The following is a 19,625-nucleotide window of genomic DNA, read 5'->3' as shown; positions in this document are numbered from 1 at the left end:
AGAGGCAACCAGGCGCTGGCAGCGCAGGCCTGGCGGCACCGCCTCAGTTGCGCCCGATATCCTGCAGGATGCGGGTCATCAGGTACAGGCGCGGCACGATCGAGTCCAGTTCGATGTACTCGTCGCGGGCGTGATAGCCGAAGCCGGCCAGCCCAAAGCTTTCCACCACCGCGGGCTTGCCCGAGCGCGCGGCATAGCTGGCGTCAGTGGCGCCGCCGGTGCCTTCGGCCAGGGCCAGCGTGCGGCCGTCCAGCTCGGCGTAGATCTCTTGCGCGCGCTTGGCCAGCGCGCGGCCGCGCGCGTCGGCCACGAACGGCGGGCGGCCCTCTTCCATCGTCACCGTGGTCTGCGTCTCCGGCACCAGCTGGCTGGACTTGGCCTTTTCCTGCAGCGCCACCTTCAGCTTCTCGGCAGCGCCGGCCGCGGTGGTGCGCACATCGCCGTAGGCGACAGCGCTTTCCGGGATCTGGTTGCGCACCGTGCCGGCCTGCGCCTGGGTCCAATTCAGCTGCGAGCCCGGCACCTGGCTGGCGGTGTCGCGCGTCTGCTGCAGCTGGTGGGCGAGTTCGATCAGCGCATTGCGGCCGCGCTCCGGCGCGGCGCCGGCGTGGGATGCGCGGCCCTTGACCTGCATGGTGGCAGTGGCGGTGCCAGAGGCACCCAGCAGCAGCGACTCGGCCTTGACCACATCCTTGGCCGCGGTGGGCTCGCACGACAGCACTACGTCGTGCTGCGCGGCCAGCGCGGCAATGGCTTCGCCGGAGCCGACCGAGCCGACCTCTTCGTCAGGGTTGAACAGCACCGTGATCTGCGCGTAGTCGCGCCAGCCCTGGTTCTTCAGGATCTCCAGCGAATGCAGGATCACGGCGATGCCGCCCTTGTCGTCGGCAATGCCCGGCCCGTAGAGCCGGTTGCCTTCCTCGCGGATGGGCTGCGTGGCCAGCGTGTTTTCCGGGTACACCGTGTCCATGTGGGCGATCAGCATGATGCGGCGCTTGCCGGTACCGGTGAAGGTGGCCTTGACCATGGTGCCCGGGCCCTTGGTGACCGGCATGCGTTCAACCTTCGCGCCCAGCGCCTTCAGGCGCTTCTCGGTATAGCCGGCCATCTGCGCCAGCCCCTTCGCGTTGGCGCTGCCGGATTCGATCGTCACCATCTCCTTGAGCGACTGCACCAGCGCGGGCTGGGCCGACTGCGCGGCGGACAGCAGCGCGGCGTCGGGCTGGGCGGCACTGGCCAGGGTGCCGGCCCCGGCAAGCGTCAGGGCGGCGGCAACGGCAACGTGGCGAACGGAAAACGGCATGGAATCTCCTCGGATTGGTCTTGTTGGTGCCATGCCCCGGCGCACGGGCAGCGCCACGGCACAACTGCACGATGCTAGCCCTTGCCAGAACCTTAGGGGAGGATCAATATCGCCAATCCGGATGCCGATCCCGCCACGGCATCCTGCCAACTCCTCGCGCCATGCACCCGACCACGCCCCCAGGCATGCCAGCCGCCATCGAGCAGCCGTCACAGAACATCCCGCTGCATGTCCGCCTGCTATGGCTGCCGCAAGCCATGCCGGGCAGCCTGTTCACCACGCTCGACGTGCTCCGCACCGTGGCCGGCGTCGCCAGCCTGCAGCGGCCCGACGCCGCGCCCACGCTGAGCTGGCAGCTGTGCGGCAGCAACGGGCGCACGCTGGCGGCGGACCTGCCGGGGCTGGTGTCCTCCACCCGGCGCGCACGGGCCGCGGACCGCCGCACGCTGCTGGTGATCCCGGCCCTGCTGGCCAGCAATGCGCTGCAGCTGGGCGAGATCGTGCAGCGCGATGCTGCGGCGCTGCGCCTGATGGAACGCCATGCGCAGGCCGGCGGCTGGATCGCGGCGTGTTCGTCGGGGATGGTCTTTCCGCTGCAGCTGGGGCTGCTCGACGGCGCCAGGACCGGCGCGCCGTGGATGTACCAGAGCTGGATGATGCGCCAGTATCCGCATTGCGACCTGGGCAGCGACCAAGCCATGAGCGTGCACCAGCGTGTGTTCTCGTGCGTGGCGCCGGCGCTGCAGGTGGAATTCATGCTGCGCGTGCTGGGCCACCTGCACGACCCGGACCTGGCACAGGCGGCGTCGCGGCTGATGCTGTTCCAGCCCGAGCGCCAGCGCAGCGTGCCGGCGCTGGTGTCGCAACGCTGGCTCAGCCGCACCGCCGACAGCCCGGTGTATCGCGCCATCCAATGGCTGCAGAAACATGTGTCCGAGCCCTACAAGCTGGCCGCGGTGGCCCAGGCGGCCGCGGTCAGCGAACGCACGCTGCTGCGGCATTTCCGTCAGGTCACCGGGCTGAGCCCTCTGGACTACCTGCACACCCTGCGCGTGGAACGCGCGCGCATGCTGCTGGAAGTCACGCTGCACGGCACGCAGGGCATTGCCGAAGCCTGCGGCTACAGCGACGCCGCTGCGTTCCGGCGGCTGTTCCAGCGCACCACGGGCATGTCAATGTCAGACTATCGCGCCCGCTTTGCGCTGCGGGCGCGGCGGCGCTACTGGCGCATGGAAGATGCGGCGGTACGGCGCGGCACCGGGGAGTGACCGCGCCCAGGGCAGCGCTCAGGTGCGCAAGGCGATGTGGTTGACCACGTTCTCCACGCCCTGCACGTACCATGCGTCGCGCTCGGCCTGGCGCCGCGTGTCCTCGCTGGTGACGCAGCCTTCCAGCGTCACCACGCGGTTCTCGGTATGCACGCTGACCTGGCCGGCATCGACGAAGGGATCGGTCTCCAGCACCAGCATCAGTGCCTCGGTGATTTCATCGTCGCGGTCGGCTTCGGCGGGCGCCACCACCAGTTCATTGACCACGCAGCGGCAGCCGCGCGACCACCAGGCCAGCACCCCTGCCAGGCGCATGTGCGACAGGCTGATCACCTGCCCCCACAGCGTTACCACGCCGTCGTGCACTTCCACTTCAATCCAGCCGCTGCGTTCGCCCACGGCTTCGCGCATGGCCTCGGGCTTGCCCTTGACGCGCGCGCAGATCTTGCAATTGCGGAAATCGATGGCATTGAGCAGGCGCTCGCACACCGCGTCGCGCAGTTCGCCGTCGCCGACCTGCATGCCGCCGTCGGCCACGCGCAGGTGATCAATCACGCTGGTTACGCCGTCCACGCGCCGCACCGTCGCCGCGGCCCGGGTCTTGTCGACGATATCGGCCACCTCGCCTTCCAGGATCAGCGCGCCGTCGGAAAGCCGCAACTGGATGGTAGGATGGAGGACATGACCCTGATAAGGCACATGCGCCAAGGCTGCGCGCGCCTGCGTCAGCACCGCTTCGCTACTCTGCATTTTGTTCGCCTCGCCCGATTGGTCTGGAGATGGAAGACGCGCGCCCCTGCCTGCAGGCGCGCCTGGCGCGGCGCCGCAGGCTCCTTCACCCCCGGGGCCCTGGCAACCGCTTCCTCATTATAGGAAGCGGTCCGGGAACGGCTCGGCTCTCAGGCAGCGGCTGCCTCGCGCGCACGGGCCACTTCCTGGTTGCGCAGGATAAAGCGCTGGACCTTGCCGCTGGGGGTCTTGGGCAGTTCGGCGACGAACTCGATCTCGCGCGGGTAGGCATGGGCGGCCAGGCGCTTGCGCACGTGCTGGCGCAGCGCCTCGGCCAGTTCCGGCGCGGCGCGATATTGCGGGTCCAGCACGACAAAGGCCTTGATCAGCTCGGTGCGCTCCGGATCGGGCTTGCCGATCACCGCTGCCTCGACCACGGCCGGGTGTTCGATCAGCGCGCTTTCCACGTCGAACGGGCCCACGCGGTAGCCCGAGGTGGTGATGACGTCGTCGGCCCGGCCGATGAAGCTGATGCTGCCGTCGTCGTTCAGCTCGGCGGAATCGCCGGTCAGGTAGTAGCCGCCGGCAAACCCGCTGGTGGACGTGCCGTGATAGCCGCCGAACCAGCACATCGGCGAGCGCTTCAGGTCCAGCGCCAGCGTGCCCGGCTGGCCCGGCGGCAGTTCACGCTGTTCATCGTCCACCACCACCACGCGGTGCCCAGGGCTGGCAAAGCCGGCCGCGCCCATGCGCACCGGATGCGCCAGCGCATGGTGGTTGCACAGCACCATGCCCAGCTCGGTCTGGCCGTAGTGGTCGTGGATGGTCACGCCCAGTTCGCTGGCGAACCAGCGGATCACTTCCGGGTTGAGCGGCTCGCCCGCGCTGCTGACGGCGCGCAGCCGCCCGCGCAGCGGGCCTGACACGGCCTCGCCCGCGGCGATCAGCAGCCGGTATGCCGTGGGCGAGCCGGCCAGGTTGGTGATGCCGTACTTGCGGATCACACGGCATGTGCTCTCCACGGTGAACGGGCCATCATAAAAGGTGGTGGGATGGCCCAGCGCCAGCGGGCCCGTGACCGCGTAATACAGGCCGTAGGCCCAGCCCGGATCGGCCAGGTTCCAGAAAGCATCTTCCGCGCGCAGGTCGACCGCGTCGCGCATATAGCCGGCAAACGCGGCGATGGCCTTGAGCGGCACCAGCAGCGGCTTGGCCGGGCCGGTGGTGCCGGAGGTGAACATCATCAGGAAGGGGTCGTCGCCCCGGCGCGGCACCGGCTCGAACGACGCCGGCTGGCGTTCCAGCTCGGCCCAGAAGCTGAAGTCGCCGCGCACCAGGCCGCGGCCCTTGTCGCCGGCCACGGTGACGATGGCGGGACAGCCATCCACGTCATCCAGCTTGGGGCGGTTGGCGCCATCGGTGACCACTATCTTCGCGCCGGACGCATTGAGCCGGTGCTCGATGGCCTTGGGGCCGAAGGCCGTGAACAGCGGCTGGTACACCGCGCCGGCGCGCCAGGTGCCGAGAATCGTCACCAGCAGTTCCGCATTGCGCGGCAGCAGGCCCGCCACGCGGTCGCCCGGCTGCACGCCCTGCGCCTTCAGGAAACCGGCAAACTGCGCGGACAGTGCCTGCAGCTCGGTAAAGGTCCAGCTGCGCGAATTGCCGTCGCGCCCTTCCCAGAACAGCGCGATACGGCCGGGCAGCGCGTGCCGGTCGCAGCATTCGACGCAGGCGTTCATTGCCTCGAGGCTGCCGTGCAGCTGCCGTGCCACGGCGTCGTCATAGGAAAATCCGTCGAAGGCTTGGGCGTAGTCGCGCATGGTGTCTCCTGTATTCCGGCTTGTGCCTTTTGGTAGGTGGCCAGTGCGCGCGGCATGGCGGCGCGCAGCGGCTGCCGCAAGAGTGTGCGCGAGCGCCAGGGGAGCAGGCAATAGCCGATTCCGCCAGCGCCGCTGACGGTTTTTGCCATTCCTGCCGTGAGCCCTGAGGCACCCCGAGCCACCCTTGACGCGGCACCGCCCGGCGCCGACGATACGGGCATCACCGCCAGGAGACAGCGCATGTGCACCAACTACGCCCCGGTCCAGCGTCGGATCCTGCGCGAAATCTTCGGCGTGGAACCGCCGCCGGGGATGTACAAGGCTGAAACCTATCCGGACTACGCGGCGCCGATCGTGCGCGCCGCCGACGATGGCGCGCGCAGTGGCGCACTGGCCTCGTTCGGCATGGTGCCGCGCCCGCGCATCCCGCCCGGCGCACGGCGCTTTGACACCACCAATGCCCGCAGCGAGACCGTGGGCGAGCGCCCCGCCTTTGCGCGCTACTGGCGCCAGGGCCAGTTGTGTCTGGTGCCGGCCACGGCGTTCTATGAGTTTGCGTATCCCGAAGATGCAGTGCCCGGCGGCACGTCCGGCAAGCCGGTGCGCTGGCGCGTCTGGCTACCCGGCGAGCAGGCCTTCGGCATCGCGGGCCTGTGGCGCAGCTGGCCGGACCAGTCGCTGTCCTTCACCATGCTGACCATCAACTCGGCCCAGCACCCGGTGATGCAGCGCTTCCACAAGCCGGGCGATGAAAAACGGTCAGTGGTCATCGTGCCGCGTGAACAGTGGGACGACTGGCTCGCCTGCCGCGATCCCGAGGTCGCGCGCACCTTCCTGACCCTCTTGCCCGCGGACGCCATGCGGGCCGAACCGGCGCCCAAAGTGCAGGGAGCGCCAATCCCCGACTCGGAGTAAGCGCGCCGCTTTCGCCGCCATGGCCGCGGGCTCGCTCCCACGCAAGGCGGCTCAGAAGCGGTAGGTAACGCTGCCCACCACCGTGCGGCGCGCGCCGAAGTAGCAGTCACCGCGCGCCAGGCAGGTGGTCAGGAATTGCTTGTCGAACAGGTTGTTGGCATTCAACGAGACGCGCAGCGGGCCGTGGTCATAGGCGATCATCGCGTCGTAGAGCGTGACGCCGCCCACCCGGTTCTGGTCGGCACCGTCATAGCTGGGACCGACATAGCGCACCCCGCCGCCGGCGACAAAGCCCGGCACGCCAAACAGCCTGAAGCGATAGTTGGCCCACAGCGACGCCATGTTCGACGGCGTGCTCGGCAGCTTCTTGCCCACCTCGGCCGGCGTGCCGTCGATCACGCGCGCATCCAGGTAGGTATAGGTTGCGATCAGGTCCAGTCGGCTGGACAGCGAGGCCAGTGCCTCCACCTCGATGCCGCGTGTACGCGCCTCGCCCACCTGGACCGAATCGGGAATGCCGTTGACCACGCCGGCGGTCTTGCGGTTTTTCTCGCGCATATCGAATGCGGCGATGGTCAACGTGGCGTTCTTGCCCGGCGGCTGGTACTTGATCCCCGCCTCCCACTGCGAACCGCGCAGCGGCTTGAAGGCCTGGTTGGCCTTGTTGAAGCCGGCCAGCCCCTGGAACGACTCGGAATAGCTGACGTACGGGTTGAGGCCGATGTCCGAGCGGTACATCAGGCCGCCACGCTTGGTCAGCTCGCTGTCGTCGCGGCTGGCCGAAGGCGTGTTGTCCTGCGCGGCGCGCGACCAGTCATAGCGCAGCCCCAGCATCAGCAGCCACTTGTTCCACGACAGCTGGTCCTGCACGTACAAGCCGGTCTGCGCATGCGTGGCGGGGTTCAGGTCGCGCGTGCCCGGCAGGGTGAAATTGCCGTAGACCGGGTTGAACACATTAAGCGGCGCGGCCGTGCCCCCCACCCCGGCGCGCCCCGTGATCTCGGCGTGCTGGTAGTCGACGCCGGTCAGCAGTGTGTGCTGGACCGGGCCGGTGCGGAAGTTGGTCTGCGCCTGGGTATCGACCGCGAACGAGTTCAGCGTGGGCTGGTTCAGGTAAACCGTGCGGCGCATCAGCGTATCGCTGCCCGCCACCCAGCCGTGGCCGGCGCCATTGAAGCCGGTCGCGTAGATGCTGCGGTAGTCCACCGTGCTGTGCGAATAGCGCAGGTTCTGCCGCACCGTCACGGTGTCGTTGAACTTGTGTTGGAACTCATAGCCCACCGACGCCTGCTCGGCGTTGTAGCGGTCGAAGCCGAGCTCGCTGATAAACAGGTGATCGGGGATCTGGCCGGCCGGGTTGGCCTGCAGCGTGCCGCGCCAGGGGAAGAAGCCGACCGAGGTCCCGCTTTCATCGCGCTGGAAGTTGGCCAGCAGCGTGAGCGAGGTGTCCTGGCTCGGGCGCCACGTCAGCGAAGGCGCGATCAGGTAGCGGTTGTCCTTGACGTAGTCAACCTGCGTGTCGCTGTCGCGCGCCAGCGCCACCAGCCGGTACAGCCACTTGCCGTCCGCATCGAGCGGGCCGGTCAGGTCGGCCTGCACCTGCTTGCGGTTGTAGTTGCCGAACTGCACGCCGATCTCGCGCGCCGCTTCAGGCTGCGGGCGCTTGCTGACCAGGTTCAGGATGCCGCCGACCGCGCCCTGCCCGAACAGCATCGACGACGGCCCGCGCAGCACGTCGATGCGCTCCAGCGCGTACACATCGGGCCGCACGTTGTTGTAGAAGCCGACCTGGTTCAGCAGGCCGTCGCGATACTGCGTGAAATCCGTGCCGCGGAACTTGCCCCAGTCGCCACGCGCATCGTTGCCGTACGGGCCGGCATAGACCCCGGCGCTGTAGCCGATGGCCTGCTGCACGCTCTGCGCGCCCTGTGCCTCCATCCGGTCGCGCGTGATGACGGTGATCGACTGGGGCGTCTCCATCACCGGCGTGTCGGTCTTGGTGGCGGAGGCGCTGCGTTTTGCCACGAAGCCATGGACCGGGCCGGTGGCGGTTTCGTCGTCACTGCTGGCGCGGACCGTGACGGCCGGCAGTTCAGCCGCCGCGCTGGCCGTTGCCGGCGCAGGCACTTCGCCGGCTTGGGCAAACACGCCGCCCGCCTGCAGGCTCAGCACAAGGGTGGTCAGCGAAAGGCCGCGCGGGGTGACAAGCGCGGGGCAGGCAAAGCGCGGCTTTGCCCGCTTGGTGGGGTGGAGATACATCACTCAGGGATCGGAAGGTAGCTACCCCGCAGGCGCGGCGTGGCAAGTGGAAAATCCTGATTACGAATACGACTAATTCTCAATTACAACAGATTGTAGCCTGAATGTGTCAGAAGAGAGACATTTTCTATGGCCCCCTGGACTGCCTGCTGCAGAGTGATCAGCTTTCCGCTTTACTACGATGCCAGGATTAACGCTGTAGCATAAAAATGTCGCACCACCCTATTTCTTGCTGCTACAGTAAATCCGAATGGAAATCGAGTTTGACTTGGCAAAGGACGCTATCAACCAACGTCAACACGGGTTGTCACTGGCCGCCGCGGGGTTGATGGACTTGGTAGCGCCCTGCTGGAGATCGATGACCGCAAGCCATATGGCGAAACCCGCTACATCGCATATGGGCCGATTGGCCGGCGCCTGTATTGCCCGGTATTCACCATACGCGGCAACACGCTACGGGTAATCAGCCTGCGTAAAGCCAACTCCCGAGAGGTGCGAGACTATGAACAGGAAACCTGACCTCACCATGCCGACGCCCGCGGAGGATGCCGCCATTGCGCGCGGCATTGCCGGAGACCCCGATGCGGTGTCGTTGCCGACCGAGCAAATCAAGCGGATGCGCTCGGCGCGCAAGGTACCCGAGCAGGTAGTGGGAAAAGAAAAAGCCGATGCGCTGGTGAAACGCCGTGGCAGGCCGGCCAAGCCGGCTGGCGAGCGCAAGGTCAACCAGACCTTGCGGATCGATCCCGATGTACTGGACGCCTACAAGGCCACCGGCAGCGGATGGCAAACGCTGATGAACGACGCACTGCGCGATTACGCCAAATCGCACCGGATACTGCCGCGGCGCTAAGCCAGACGAAGGAAGCGTCGGGCAGTCCTCAGCCTCAGTGAGCAGCCCCCAAGCCAATCAGCCGGCCTGCAGCCGGCCCAGCAACCGCCGCCCCGCCTCGACCACCGCCGCATCCGGCTGCATCTGGTAGCGCACGATCATGCCTTCGATGCACAGCATGGCTTCCTCGGCCACCGCTTGCGGCTGGTCCAGGCCCAGGCGCGTGGCGATGTCGGCGACGAACGCCTCCAGCTCGGCCTTGTGGGCCGCCGCCTGCTCCGCCGCGCGCGCGTCGCCGCCCGCCTCGGCCACCACGTTGATAAAGGCGCAGCCACGGAAGTCGCGGCTGAACCAGTCCGCCAGCGCGTCAGCAATCACGTCCAGGTGCGGGCGCGCGGCAAGCCGGACTTCCACGTCCTGCCGGAACCAGGTCATCCACTCATCATGGCGGCGCGCCAGGAACGCCGAGATCAGCTCGTTCTTGGAGGCGAAATGGCGGTAGAGCGACATCTTGGCGACGCCGGATTCGGCAATGATCTTGTCGATGCCGGTGGCGCGGTAGCCCTCCTGGTAGAACAGGCGGGCAGCGGTGTCGAGGATGCGGTCGCGGGCGGAAGGCGTGGCCATGTTGGCTGCGGAGTCGGTAATGGGAGCGGCCGGACAGCACCCTGCGCCGCCCGGCCTCTATAGGTCGATACTATGACAGACAGACCTGTCTAGCAAACCTGGCCCGCTCAGACCTGCAGCTTTGCCTCCGCATCACGCAGCGCCGTACGCAGGCCCTCTTCCACCACCGGGTGGTAGAACGGCATGCCCAGCATCTGCCCGGTCGTCAGGCCCTGCTGGTAGGACCACGCCAGCAGGTGGGCGATGTTCTCGGCACGCGGGCCGGTCCATTCCGCGCCCAGGAAGCGGCCCGAGGCCTTGTCGGCATAGACGTGCATCAGGCCGCGGTTCTTCAGCATCACGCGGCTGCGGCCCTGGTCCTCGAAGCTGACCTCGCCGGTCACGAACGTGCCTTCGGCCAGGTCGGCGTAACGCTGGCCGACCATCGCGATCTGCGGGTCCGTGAACACCACCGCGATCGGCGCGCGGCGGGCCAGCGGCTTCACCTGCGGGTAGCTGGCGGCGTTCTCGCCCGCGGCCTTGCCCTCGTCGGCGGCCTCGTGCAGCAGCGGCAGGATGTTGTTGGCGTCGCCGGCGATGAACACCGGCGCATTGCCGCACTGGAGCGTGCGCGCATCGAACAGCGGCACGCCGCGCGCATCCAGCGCCAGGCCGGCATGCTCCAGGCCCAGGCCGCGAACATTGGGCACGCGGCCGGTGGCGACCAGCGCATAGTCGAAGCGCTCAGTCACGCTGCGGCCTTCGCGGTCCAGGTAGGTCACCACCACCTGGTCGCCGTCGCGGGCCATGTCGGTCACCTTGGCGTCCGGATCGACATAGAACTCGCCGTTGAAGGTCTTCGCCGCGTAGGCGCGGATCACGGGATCCGTCAGCGGGCCGAGCGAGCCGCTGACGCCGAACACGCGCACCCGCACGCCGAGGCGCGACAAGGCCTGGCCCAGTTCCAGCCCGATCACGCCGGGGCCGAACACCACCACGCTGGCGGGCAGGTCTTCCCAGGCGAACACATCGTCATTGACGATCAGGCGGTCGCCGAACACCTGGAACGGCGCCGGCAGCATCGGCGTGGAGCCGGTGGCGATGACCACGCGGCTGGCACGCACAATGGTGTGCCCATCCACTTCCAGCGTGGTGTTGTCGATAAAGCGGGCATAGCCGCGGATGCGGTCGGCTTCGGGGATGCTCTCCACGCCGCGCACCACAAAGCCGACAAAGCGGTCGCGCTCGCTGCGCACGCGGGCCATCACCTCGCGGCCGTCGATGCGGACCTGCCCATCCACGTGCACGCCGAACGGCGCGGTGTGGCGCAGTTCGTGCGCGGCCTCGGCGGCAGCGATCAACAGCTTGGAGGGCATGCAGCCCACCCGCGCGCAGGTGGTGCCGTACGGGCCGCCCTCGATGATCACGGCGCGCTTGCCCGCGGCAATCGCGGCACGGTAGGCGGCAAGGCCGGCGGTGCCTGCGCCGATCACGGCGACGTCGGTCTGGATGGTGGTCATGGCGGTCGTTTCCTTTGTCTTGATGGCGTCAAACTGGTGTCAATCAGCGGGCTGGATGGGGCCGCCATGCCGCCGGGCAAGGCGACCCCATCGGGTCCGGCGACTGCCGGTCCCCGGATGGGGGATGGAAGGGGAATCGGCTTACTTGCCCAGGTACTGCTGCAGCGCCTCGGCGCCGCCGATGAGCTTGCCGTTGATAAAGACCTGCGGTGCGGTCATCTCGCCCGACACGGCGCCCAGCACCTTGCCGCGCACCTTGTTGTCCAGCGGCACGTCGATGTAGTCGAAGCCGTTGTCGTCCAGCAGTTGCTTGGCCTTGGCGCAGAACGAGCAGCCGACCTTGGAGAACACCACCACCTGGTCCGGCTTGCGCGCATTCGGCGCGATGTGGGCCAGCATGGTGTCGGCGTCGGAGACCTTGAACGGGTCGCCCGGCTCTTCCGGCTCGATGAACATCTTCTGCACCACGCCGTCCTTGACCAGCATCGCATAGCGCCAGCTGCGCTTGCCGAAGCCCAGGTCGGCCTTGTCCACCAGCATGCCCATGCCTTCGGTGAATTCACCGTTGCCGTCGGGGATCATGGTGATGTTCTCGGACTCCTGGTCCTTGGCCCACTCGTTCATCACGAAGGTGTCGTTGACGGACACGCACAGGATGTCGTCCACGCCGTGCTTCGCGAACACCGGAGCCAGCTCGTTATAGCGCGGCAGGTGGGTCGACGAGCAAGTCGGCGTGAAGGCGCCCGGCAGCGAGAACACGACCACGGTCTTGCCGTTGAACAGCTCGCCGGTGGTGACGGTCTTCCACTCGTTGTCTTCACGCATGCGGAAAGCGACATTGGGAACGCGTTGGCCTTCACGGGATTGCAGCATCAGTTCACTCCTTGGTCTGGATCGGGTTGGTTTCGGCTGCGGGTTGCAGCGAAGGCCCCATTCTGTCGACCGGGATGTGATTTGTACAATTCATCGTTTTAACCACGACGATTGCCTTACGCTATTGATCCGGCATAGCCACTCCCTATTGCGCCGGCAATGGCACCTCATCCGCGCGCACGCAAGAGCATATTTTTTCGGCAAATACCGGCGAGTGCCCTATCATGCGGCATCCACTCAGACTCCCATTTTTGTCCGCAATGACCCGACCTTGCCGCCTGCCGTCTCTCTGCCGATGGGCCCCGATGCTCGCGCTGTCACTGATGCTGGCGCACCCCGCGCAGGCGCAAACCCTGAAGAAACCGGCCCTGGATGCGCTGGTCTCCGGCACCCGAACGGCAGCCCACGCCGACCTGCAGGCATTCATGGCCGCCGCGGCCAAAGCCGAGCCTTCGGTGGCGCCGGCCGTGGCGGCGTGGCAAGCCCGGTCGCCGCTGGCCGGCGACAACCTGGCCAATATCGGCCGCCTGCTGGGCGTCTACAACCGCGTCCACAACGAGGCCGGGGTGATCGACACCATCGGCAGGATGGTGGCGCTGCGTACCGTGCGCGACGAGAAGGTCCCGCAGCACGAGAACCCCGCCATCATCGAGTTCGGCAAGATGATCGAGGCCATGGCGCGTGACTTCGGGCTGGCCTACCGCAATGTCGACAACCGGGTCTTCGAGGTCACGCTGCCCGGCGGCGCCAAGGATACCTTCGGCATCCTGACCCACGCCGACGTGGTGCCTGCGGTGGCCGAGGAATGGGTGCTGGAGGACGGCACCAAACTGGATCCGTTCCGCATGACGCGCGTGGGCGACACGCTGTACGGGCGCGGCACCATCGACGACAAGGGCTCGATCGCCGCGGTCATGTATGCCATGAAGACCGTCAAGGAAAGCGGCGTGCCGCTGGAGCGCACCATCCGCCTGATGATCGAGACCACCGAGGAAACCGGCGGCGACGGCATGAAGTACTACCGCCAGCACACCACCCTGCCCGAGTACAACGTCGTGCTCGACAGCAAATACCCCGCGGTGGTGGCGGAGAAAGGCGCGGGCACACTGACCGTGTCCTTCGGCATCAAGGCAGCGGACGGCAAGAGCGCGCAGGGCAAGCCCGATTACAAGGGACCGGCCATCGTTGCCATGCGCGGCGCGGCCTCGGCCAACGCCATCCCCGAGACCGCCACCGCGCGCATTGCCGGCGGCGATGCTGCCGCCGTGGCTGCCACGCTGGAACAGGCGCGCGCTGAATTCCTGCACCGCCACACCCCGCGCGGCAAGTTCTCCATCGAAGTGAAGCGCGCCGGCAACGACGTGGAAGTCAAGGTCACCGGCGTCTCGGCGCACGGATCGCGCCCGGAGGAAGGGGTCAACCCGCTGCCGCGGCTGGCGCTGTTCCTGCAGGCCAGCGGCGTGCAATTTGCCGAGAACCATTACCTGAACGCGGTCCGCTACCTGAACGACCTGTACGGGCTGGACTACCTCGGCACCAGGATGGAGGTGGCCTACCGCGACCCGTTCATGGGCCCGCTGACCATGTCGCCCACGCTGGTGCGCGAGCGCGGCGAATACGTCGACGTGGTCACCAACGTGCGCATGCCGCGCGGCCGCACCCCGGATGAGCTGGGCGGCAAGATCACCAAGCGTATTTTCGGCTGGGCCGCCACCCATGGCCCGGTCGAGATCAAGTACGACCAGGGCAACTGGATGGCGCGTGATCCCAAGGGCGCGTGGCTGTCCACGCTGCTGAACATCTTTGGCGATACCACCGGGCTGGAAGCCAAGCCGGTTTCCACCGCCGGCAGCACCACCGCCAAGCTGATGCCCAATGCCATCAACTTCGGGCCGGCCATGCCGGGCAAGAAGTACACCGCGCACAATGCGCGCGAGTACAAGGAAGTTGCCGACCTGAACCTGGATATGCAGATGTTCACTGAGATGCTGGTGCGGATCGGGAACCTGGACAAGATGCAGTAAGGCTGTTCTACCAAGCCCGATTGTTCGCCCCCCTCTCCCACGCGCGGGAGAGGGAGCTGGCTTGCGGTGTTCAGCGAATATCGCCGTACTGATACCCAACAGCCTTACAACCCCAGTTCACTCAACCCCGCATGTTCATCCGGCCGCCGGCCCAGTGGCCAGTGGAACTTGCGGTCCGCCGCCTTCATCGGCGCATCGTTGATGCAGGCATAGCGCCTGCGCATCAGCCCCGCCTCATCGAACTCCCAGTTCTCATTGCCGTATGACCGGTACCAGTTGCCGGAATCGTCGTGCCATTCGTAGGCAAAGCGCACGGCGATGCGGTTGCCGTCGTGCGCCCACAGCTCCTTGATCAGCCGGTAATCCAGCTCCTTCTGCCACTTGCGCTGCAGGAAGGCGACGATGTCGGCGCGGCCGTTGACGAATTCCGCACGGTTGCGCCAGGCGCTGTCGACCGTATAGGCCAGCGCCACGCGCTCGGGGTCACGGCTGTTCCAGCCGTCCTCGGCTGCACGGACCTTGGCAATGGCGGATTCACGGGTGAATGGGGGCAACGGCGGACGGATTTCGGCTTGTGCGGACATGCGGAGACTCCTTTGCTGAAACAGGGTGGATCAGGTGGGAAGAACAGCCTGCTCGTTATGATACAGACCTGTATCATTATTGATAGACAGATCTGTCTTGTCAAGGCAGGCTGTCGGGCAGAATTCAAAAGCAAGACCCGGAGTGCGAGGCGCACGCGGGCGGCCTAAAGTTGGCACCATGCAAGCGAGAGACAGGAGACCCGCGGTGAGCATCAGCCAGATACAACGCCCCGAAATGGCCGTGACAGGGCCGCGCAGGCCAATACCGCCGGCGCGCGGCACGGCGCGGGGGCGTGGGCACGGAGCCGATATCGCCACCCGCGTCGATGGCACCGACTGGGCGGCCATTGCACGCGAACTCGACGACTACGGCTGCGCCGCGATCCGCGGCCTGCTGTCGGCAGCCGAATGCGACGCGCTTGCCGACGGCTATGCGCAGGACGCGCTGTACCGCTCTCGCATCGAGATGCGCCGGCACGGCTTTGGCCAGGGCGAGTACAAGTACTTCCGCTACCCCCTGCCCGACACCGTGGCCGCATTGCGCACGGCGCTGTATCCGCGCCTGGTGCCGGTGGCCAACCGCTGGAACGCCGCCATGGGCATCGATGTGCGTTATCCCGCCGCGCACGCCGACTATCTTGCCCGCTGCCACGACGCCGGCCAGTTGCGCCCGACGCCATTGCTGCTGCGCTACGGCCCGGGCGACTACAACTGCCTGCACCAGGACCTGTATGGCGAGCACGTATTCCCGCTGCAGGTCGCCATCCTGCTGTCCGAGCCGGGCCGCGACTTTACCGGCGGAGAGTTCGTGATGACCGAGCAGCGGCCGCGCATGCAGTCGCGGGCCGAGGTGGTGACGCTGCACCAGGGCGACGCGGTGGTATTCGCCGTCAGCCAGCGCCCGGTGCAGGGCAGCCGCGGCAGCTACCGCGTGAACCTGCGGCACGGCGTCAGCCGGCTGCACGCGGGCCAGCGCTACACGCTGGGCATCATCTTCCACGACGCCACGTGAGGTATTCCATGACCCGTTCCACACAGCAACCGGAAGCCAGCACCATCGAACGCGACCCGCGCTGGGCCCGCGTGCTGGCGCGCGATCCGGGCGCCGACGGTGCCTTTGTCTATGCGGTCAAGACCACCGGCGTGTACTGCCTGCCGAGCAGCCCGTCGCGCCTGCCGCATCCGGCCAATGTCGAGTTCTTCGACAACGCCGCCGCCGCCGAAGCCGCCGGTTACCGGCCCAGCCGCCGTGCCGCCGCGCCTGCGCTGGCGGCCCAGCATGCAGCCATCGTGGTCGACGCCTGCCGCCGCATCAAGGCCGCCGACACCCTGCCCACGCTGCCCGAACTGGCCAGTGCGGCGGGCGTCAGCCCCTATCACTTCCACCGCCTCTTCAAGGCCGCCACCGGCCTGACGCCGCGCGCCTATGCCGCCGCGCATCGCGCCAGGAAGCTGCGTGAGCAACTGGGCACCAGCGACTCCGTGACCGAGGCGATCTACGACGCCGGCTTCGGCTCCAACAGCCGCTTCTACGAGACCTCGGACGCGGTGCTGGGCATGACCCCGTCGCGCTACCGCGCGGGTGGGGCTGACACCGATATCCGCTTTGCCATCGGCCAGTGCTCGCTGGGCGCGATCCTGGTGGCCCAGAGCGAGCGCGGTGTCTGCGCGATCCTGCTGGGCGACGATCCGCAAACGCTGCTGCAGGACCTGCAGGACCAGTTCCCGCGCGCCAACCTGATCGGCGGCGATGCGCAGTTCGAGCAACTGGTGGCGCAAGTGGTGGGCTTTATCGAGGCACCGTCGATCGGCCTGGCGCTGCCGCTGGATGTGCGCGGCACCGCGTTCCAGCAGCGTGTATGGCAGGCCCTGCAGGAGATCCCTGCGGGCAGCACCGCCAGCTATGCCGAGATCGCGGCCCGCATCGGCGCGCCGCGTGCGGTGCGCGCGGTGGCGCAGGCCTGCGCCGCCAACCACCTGGCGGTGGCCATTCCCTGCCATCGCGTGGTGCGCAGCGACGGCAACCTGTCGGGCTACCGCTGGGGCGTGGCGCGCAAGCGCGAACTGCTGGAGCGCGAGGCGCAAGCCTGAGTGGCGCGCGCTCAGCGCGCCACGGCTGCCTGCACCCGAGCCAGGTAGTCGTGGATCTGCGCCACCACCGCCGCGCCCTCACCCACCGCCGCGGCGACCCGCTTGGTCGACCCCGCCCGCACATCGCCGATGGCAAACACGCCCGGCACGCTGGTCTGCAGCGGATACGGCACCGCCGACGCGCAGCCAAGCTCGCCGCCGCCGGTGCGCACGAAGCCCTTGTCATCGACCTCGACGTTGCAGGTGCGCAGCCACGAGGCATTGGGATCGGCGCCGATGAACAGGAACAGGTGCCGCACGTCCATCGTGACCGGGGCCGGGCTTTCCGCCCGGCATTCGTAGCGCACCGAACTGAGCCACCCTTCCCCCGCCAGCGCGCTGATCTGCGCGTGCGTGTGCAGCGTGATATTGGGCAGCGAACCGATGCGGTCGATCAGGTAGCGCGACATGGTGGCGGCCAGCCCCGGCCCGCGCACCAGCATATGCACGTGTGCCGCGTGCGAGGCCAGGTAGACCGCTGCCTGCCCGGCCGAATTGCCGCCGCCCACCAGCATCGCCGGCTCGTTCTTGCACAGCTTGGCCTCCACCGGCGAAGCCCAGTAGTACACGCCGCGACCTTCAAAGTGCTCCAGCGCGGCGATGTCCGGGCGCCGGTACTGCGCGCCGGTGGCAATCACCACGGTGTGGGTCGGAATCATGCGGCCATCGGCCAGCTCCAGCCGGATCGGGTCCGCGCCGCAATGCAATGCCTTGACCTCCAGCGGGATGGCGATATGCGCGCCAAACTTCAGCGCCTGCACGAACGCGCGCCCGGCCAGCGCCTGCCCGGAGATGCCGGTGGGAAAGCCAAGATAGTTCTCGATCCGGGCACTCGCGCCCGCCTGCCCGCCCGGCGAGCGGCAATCGATCACCGCCACCGACAAGCCTTCGGACGCGGCATACACGGCCGTGGCCAGCCCGGCCGGCCCGGCGCCGACCACCACCACGTCATAGACATGGGCCGGATCGAACTCCGGCAACAGCCCCAGGCACGAAGCCAGCTGCCCTTCGTCCGGCGCGCGCAGCACGCGGCCGTCGGCGCAGATCACCAGCGGGAAGTCGCTGGCGGGCGCGTTGGCATAATCGAGCAGCAATGAGCAGTCACGTTCCGCGTCGATATCGATGACCGTATGCGGGTAGCCGTTGCGCCGCAGGAAGGCCTGCAGTGCCACCAGCTGCGGCTCGGTACCGTGGCCGACCAGCACCGGCCCGCTGCCGAATTCGATCAGCCCCACGCGGCGCAGGATCAGCGCGCGCATGATGCGCTCGCCCAGTTCGGCCTCGGCCACCAGCAGGGCACGCAGCCGCTCGGGTGTGATTGAATAGCCCTGGGTATCGGTCACTGCCACGCCGTCGACCAGCGCCGGGCGGCCGCTGAGCGTGCCGACCTCGGCCAGGAAGTGGCCGGGTCCCTGCTCGGTGATCTGGTGTTCGCGGCCCAGGCCATCGCGCCGCATCAGGCGCACGCGGCCGCTGCCGATCAGGTACATGCCCCGGCCCGTCTCGCCGATGGCAAAGAGCTTCTCGCCCGCGCGCCAGCTCTGTGGCGTGCCAAAGCGCCGCACGCGCGCCATGTCGTCAGCGCTGAGTTGCGGGAACATCTGGTGCCAGCGTGACTCAAGCGTGGAATACGGCGCTTCCAGGCCGCCACCAGCTTCCGGGCCGGTGTCCTCATCCGGTGCCATTGCCTCCGACTGCGAAATCGCCATGCTCCCTCCCCGTCTGGACCCGCGCCTGCCCTGGCGCATTTTCCCGGTTGCCGCCGCGCGGCCTATCGATAGTAGACCGCGGCGCGCAGAATGCGAGGATCGCACGGCGCAGTTGCGGATTGCGCCGGCTTGGGATTGAATGAGCGCCTCGGCGTGTCGGCATTCGCCGTCACCTTCAGCAAAAAACCAGTCTTGATGCAATCCAACCATGAATCCGACGCCAGCCAGACTGGCGACCGTCCCGCCCGTCCGGCATTGCGCCCCCTGACGCCTGTCGAAGGCCGCGTGCTCGGCGTGCTGGTCGAAAAACAGCACACCGTGCCCGATACCTACCCGCTGTCGCTCAATGCGCTGGTCTCGGGCTGCAACCAGAAGACCGCCCGCGCCCCGGTGATGAACGTCAGCGAGGCCGAGATCCTTGAAGCCATCGACGGCCTCAAGGGCCTGAGCCTGGTCTTTGAAGGCAGCAGCAGCCGCGTGCCGCGCTTCGAACACAATATGCAGCGCGTGCTGGCCGTGCCCAGCCAGTCCGTCGCGCTGCTGGCGCTGCTGCTGCTGCGCGGCCCGCAGACCGCGGCGGAGCTGCGCCTGAATACCGCGCGCCTGCACGGCTTTGCCGATATCTCGTCGGTCGAGGCCTTCCTTGACGAACTGGCCAGCCATGCGCCGCCCTTTGTCGTCCGGCTGCCGCGCGCGCCGGGCGCACGCGAAAATCGCTGGATGCACCTGCTGAGCGGCGAAGTGAGCGCCGCAGCGGATGCCGACGATGCCGAACGCACCACCGGCGGCGGCACTGCCTCGCCGGGCGAGCTCGAACAGTTGCGCGCCGAGCAGCAGGTCCTGACCGAGAAGGTGGCGAAGCTGCAAAGCCTGGTCGAACACATAGCCGGGCAACTTGGCATCCCCGTCGACGAGTTTCTCGACTGACACCCCGCCTGTGCCATACCTGACGGTACCGACCACCCCGCTGCCAGACAGCATTGGTGGTTGGTGGATATTCTTGGCGGTTAATTGCGTTATCAGCTTGCGAAGACGGAGCCACAGGCTCAG

Annotated in this window: 17 protein-coding genes; 8 read left to right on the top strand and 9 right to left on the bottom strand. The window is 67.6% G+C overall.

Going from position 1 to position 19,625, the window contains the following annotated elements; all coding sequences use genetic code 11:
- Positions 1-43: 43 nt before the first annotated feature.
- Positions 44-1,303 (bottom strand): M20/M25/M40 family metallo-hydrolase, encoded by a 1,260-nt coding sequence (locus CNE_RS23310; RefSeq protein WP_013952738.1) that lies wholly within the window; start codon positions 1,301-1,303, stop codon positions 44-46.
- Positions 1,304-1,488: 185 nt separating this feature from the next.
- Here CNE_RS23310 and CNE_RS23305 point away from each other — a divergent pair, with 185 nt between their 5' ends.
- The gene (locus CNE_RS23305) at positions 1,489-2,571 is read left to right on the top strand and encodes a GlxA family transcriptional regulator (protein WP_041228610.1); all 1,083 of its coding nucleotides are present in this window, start codon (positions 1,489-1,491) and stop codon (positions 2,569-2,571) included.
- An 18-nt stretch (positions 2,572-2,589) separates the two neighbouring features.
- On the opposite strand, the gene CNE_RS23300 is transcribed toward CNE_RS23305, so the two are convergent.
- Together CNE_RS23300 and CNE_RS23295 are read right to left on the bottom strand one after the other, a co-directional pair.
- Positions 2,590-3,321, bottom strand: coding sequence for a BON domain-containing protein (locus tag CNE_RS23300; protein WP_013952736.1), 732 nt, complete (start codon positions 3,319-3,321; stop codon positions 2,590-2,592).
- A gap of 149 nt (positions 3,322-3,470) precedes the next feature.
- On the bottom strand, positions 3,471-5,123 hold the full coding sequence (locus CNE_RS23295) for an AMP-binding protein (RefSeq protein ID WP_013952735.1): 1,653 nt from the start codon (positions 5,121-5,123) through the stop codon (positions 3,471-3,473).
- A gap of 240 nt (positions 5,124-5,363) precedes the next feature.
- Here CNE_RS23295 and CNE_RS23290 point away from each other — a divergent pair, with 240 nt between their 5' ends.
- A complete protein-coding gene (locus tag CNE_RS23290) occupies positions 5,364-6,038 on the top strand; it encodes an SOS response-associated peptidase (RefSeq protein ID WP_013952734.1) in 675 nt (224 codons plus the stop codon).
- A 51-nt stretch (positions 6,039-6,089) separates the two neighbouring features.
- On the opposite strand, the gene CNE_RS23285 is transcribed toward CNE_RS23290, so the two are convergent.
- Positions 6,090-8,297, bottom strand: coding sequence for a TonB-dependent siderophore receptor (locus CNE_RS23285; protein WP_013952733.1), 2,208 nt, complete (start codon positions 8,295-8,297; stop codon positions 6,090-6,092).
- Between the two features lie 345 nt (positions 8,298-8,642).
- Here CNE_RS23285 and CNE_RS42905 point away from each other — a divergent pair, with 345 nt between their 5' ends.
- Positions 8,643-8,816 (top strand): BrnT family toxin, encoded by a 174-nt coding sequence (locus tag CNE_RS42905; RefSeq protein WP_330995914.1) that lies wholly within the window; start codon positions 8,643-8,645, stop codon positions 8,814-8,816.
- Positions 8,800-9,150, top strand: a complete 351-nt coding sequence (locus tag CNE_RS23280) for a BrnA antitoxin family protein (protein ID WP_013952732.1) — start codon at positions 8,800-8,802, stop codon at positions 9,148-9,150. The genes CNE_RS42905 and CNE_RS23280 overlap by 17 nt, the downstream gene beginning before the upstream one ends.
- A gap of 57 nt (positions 9,151-9,207) precedes the next feature.
- Here the strand turns inward: CNE_RS23280 and CNE_RS23275 are convergent, their stop codons facing one another.
- The 3 genes from CNE_RS23275 to CNE_RS23265 form a co-directional block, all read right to left on the bottom strand.
- Positions 9,208-9,756 (bottom strand): TetR/AcrR family transcriptional regulator, encoded by a 549-nt coding sequence (locus CNE_RS23275; RefSeq protein WP_013952731.1) that lies wholly within the window; start codon positions 9,754-9,756, stop codon positions 9,208-9,210.
- Positions 9,757-9,863: 107 nt separating this feature from the next.
- Positions 9,864-11,255 carry a dihydrolipoyl dehydrogenase gene (locus CNE_RS23270; RefSeq protein ID WP_013952730.1) on the bottom strand — a complete coding sequence of 464 codons (1,392 nt, stop codon included), beginning with the start codon at positions 11,253-11,255 and terminating at the stop codon, positions 9,864-9,866.
- Between the two features lie 141 nt (positions 11,256-11,396).
- Positions 11,397-12,128 (bottom strand): glutathione peroxidase, encoded by a 732-nt coding sequence (locus tag CNE_RS23265; RefSeq protein ID WP_013952729.1) that lies wholly within the window; start codon positions 12,126-12,128, stop codon positions 11,397-11,399.
- 305 nt (positions 12,129-12,433) lie between these two features.
- Here CNE_RS23265 and CNE_RS23260 point away from each other — a divergent pair, with 305 nt between their 5' ends.
- On the top strand, positions 12,434-14,152 hold the full coding sequence (locus CNE_RS23260; RefSeq protein WP_238553128.1) for a dipeptidase: 1,719 nt from the start codon (positions 12,434-12,436) through the stop codon (positions 14,150-14,152).
- A 104-nt stretch (positions 14,153-14,256) separates the two neighbouring features.
- Here the strand turns inward: CNE_RS23260 and CNE_RS23255 are convergent, their stop codons facing one another.
- Positions 14,257-14,736 carry a nuclear transport factor 2 family protein gene (locus CNE_RS23255; RefSeq protein ID WP_013952727.1) on the bottom strand — a complete coding sequence of 160 codons (480 nt, stop codon included), beginning with the start codon at positions 14,734-14,736 and terminating at the stop codon, positions 14,257-14,259.
- A 205-nt stretch (positions 14,737-14,941) separates the two neighbouring features.
- Between CNE_RS23255 and CNE_RS23250 the strand changes: the two genes are divergently transcribed.
- Both CNE_RS23250 and ada read left to right on the top strand, forming a co-directional pair.
- On the top strand, positions 14,942-15,748 hold the full coding sequence (locus CNE_RS23250) for a 2OG-Fe(II) oxygenase (RefSeq protein ID WP_013952726.1): 807 nt from the start codon (positions 14,942-14,944) through the stop codon (positions 15,746-15,748).
- A gap of 8 nt (positions 15,749-15,756) precedes the next feature.
- Positions 15,757-16,827, top strand: a complete 1,071-nt coding sequence (gene ada, locus CNE_RS23245) for a bifunctional DNA-binding transcriptional regulator/O6-methylguanine-DNA methyltransferase Ada (RefSeq protein ID WP_013952725.1) — start codon at positions 15,757-15,759, stop codon at positions 16,825-16,827.
- A gap of 11 nt (positions 16,828-16,838) precedes the next feature.
- On the opposite strand, the gene CNE_RS23240 is transcribed toward ada, so the two are convergent.
- Complete coding sequence (locus CNE_RS23240; RefSeq protein ID WP_013952724.1) at positions 16,839-18,575, bottom strand: FAD-dependent oxidoreductase; 1,737 nt, start codon at positions 18,573-18,575, stop codon at positions 16,839-16,841.
- A 195-nt stretch (positions 18,576-18,770) separates the two neighbouring features.
- Here CNE_RS23240 and CNE_RS23235 point away from each other — a divergent pair, with 195 nt between their 5' ends.
- Positions 18,771-19,502, top strand: a complete 732-nt coding sequence (locus CNE_RS23235; RefSeq protein WP_041228848.1) for a YceH family protein — start codon at positions 18,771-18,773, stop codon at positions 19,500-19,502.
- Positions 19,503-19,625 lie beyond the last annotated feature (123 nt).

It is taken from the genome of Cupriavidus necator N-1 (genome assembly GCF_000219215.1).
Lineage (GTDB): Bacteria > Pseudomonadota > Gammaproteobacteria > Burkholderiales > Burkholderiaceae > Cupriavidus > Cupriavidus necator.
Note: the sequence above shows the minus strand (reverse complement) of the source record. Positions and strands in the feature narration are given on the sequence as shown.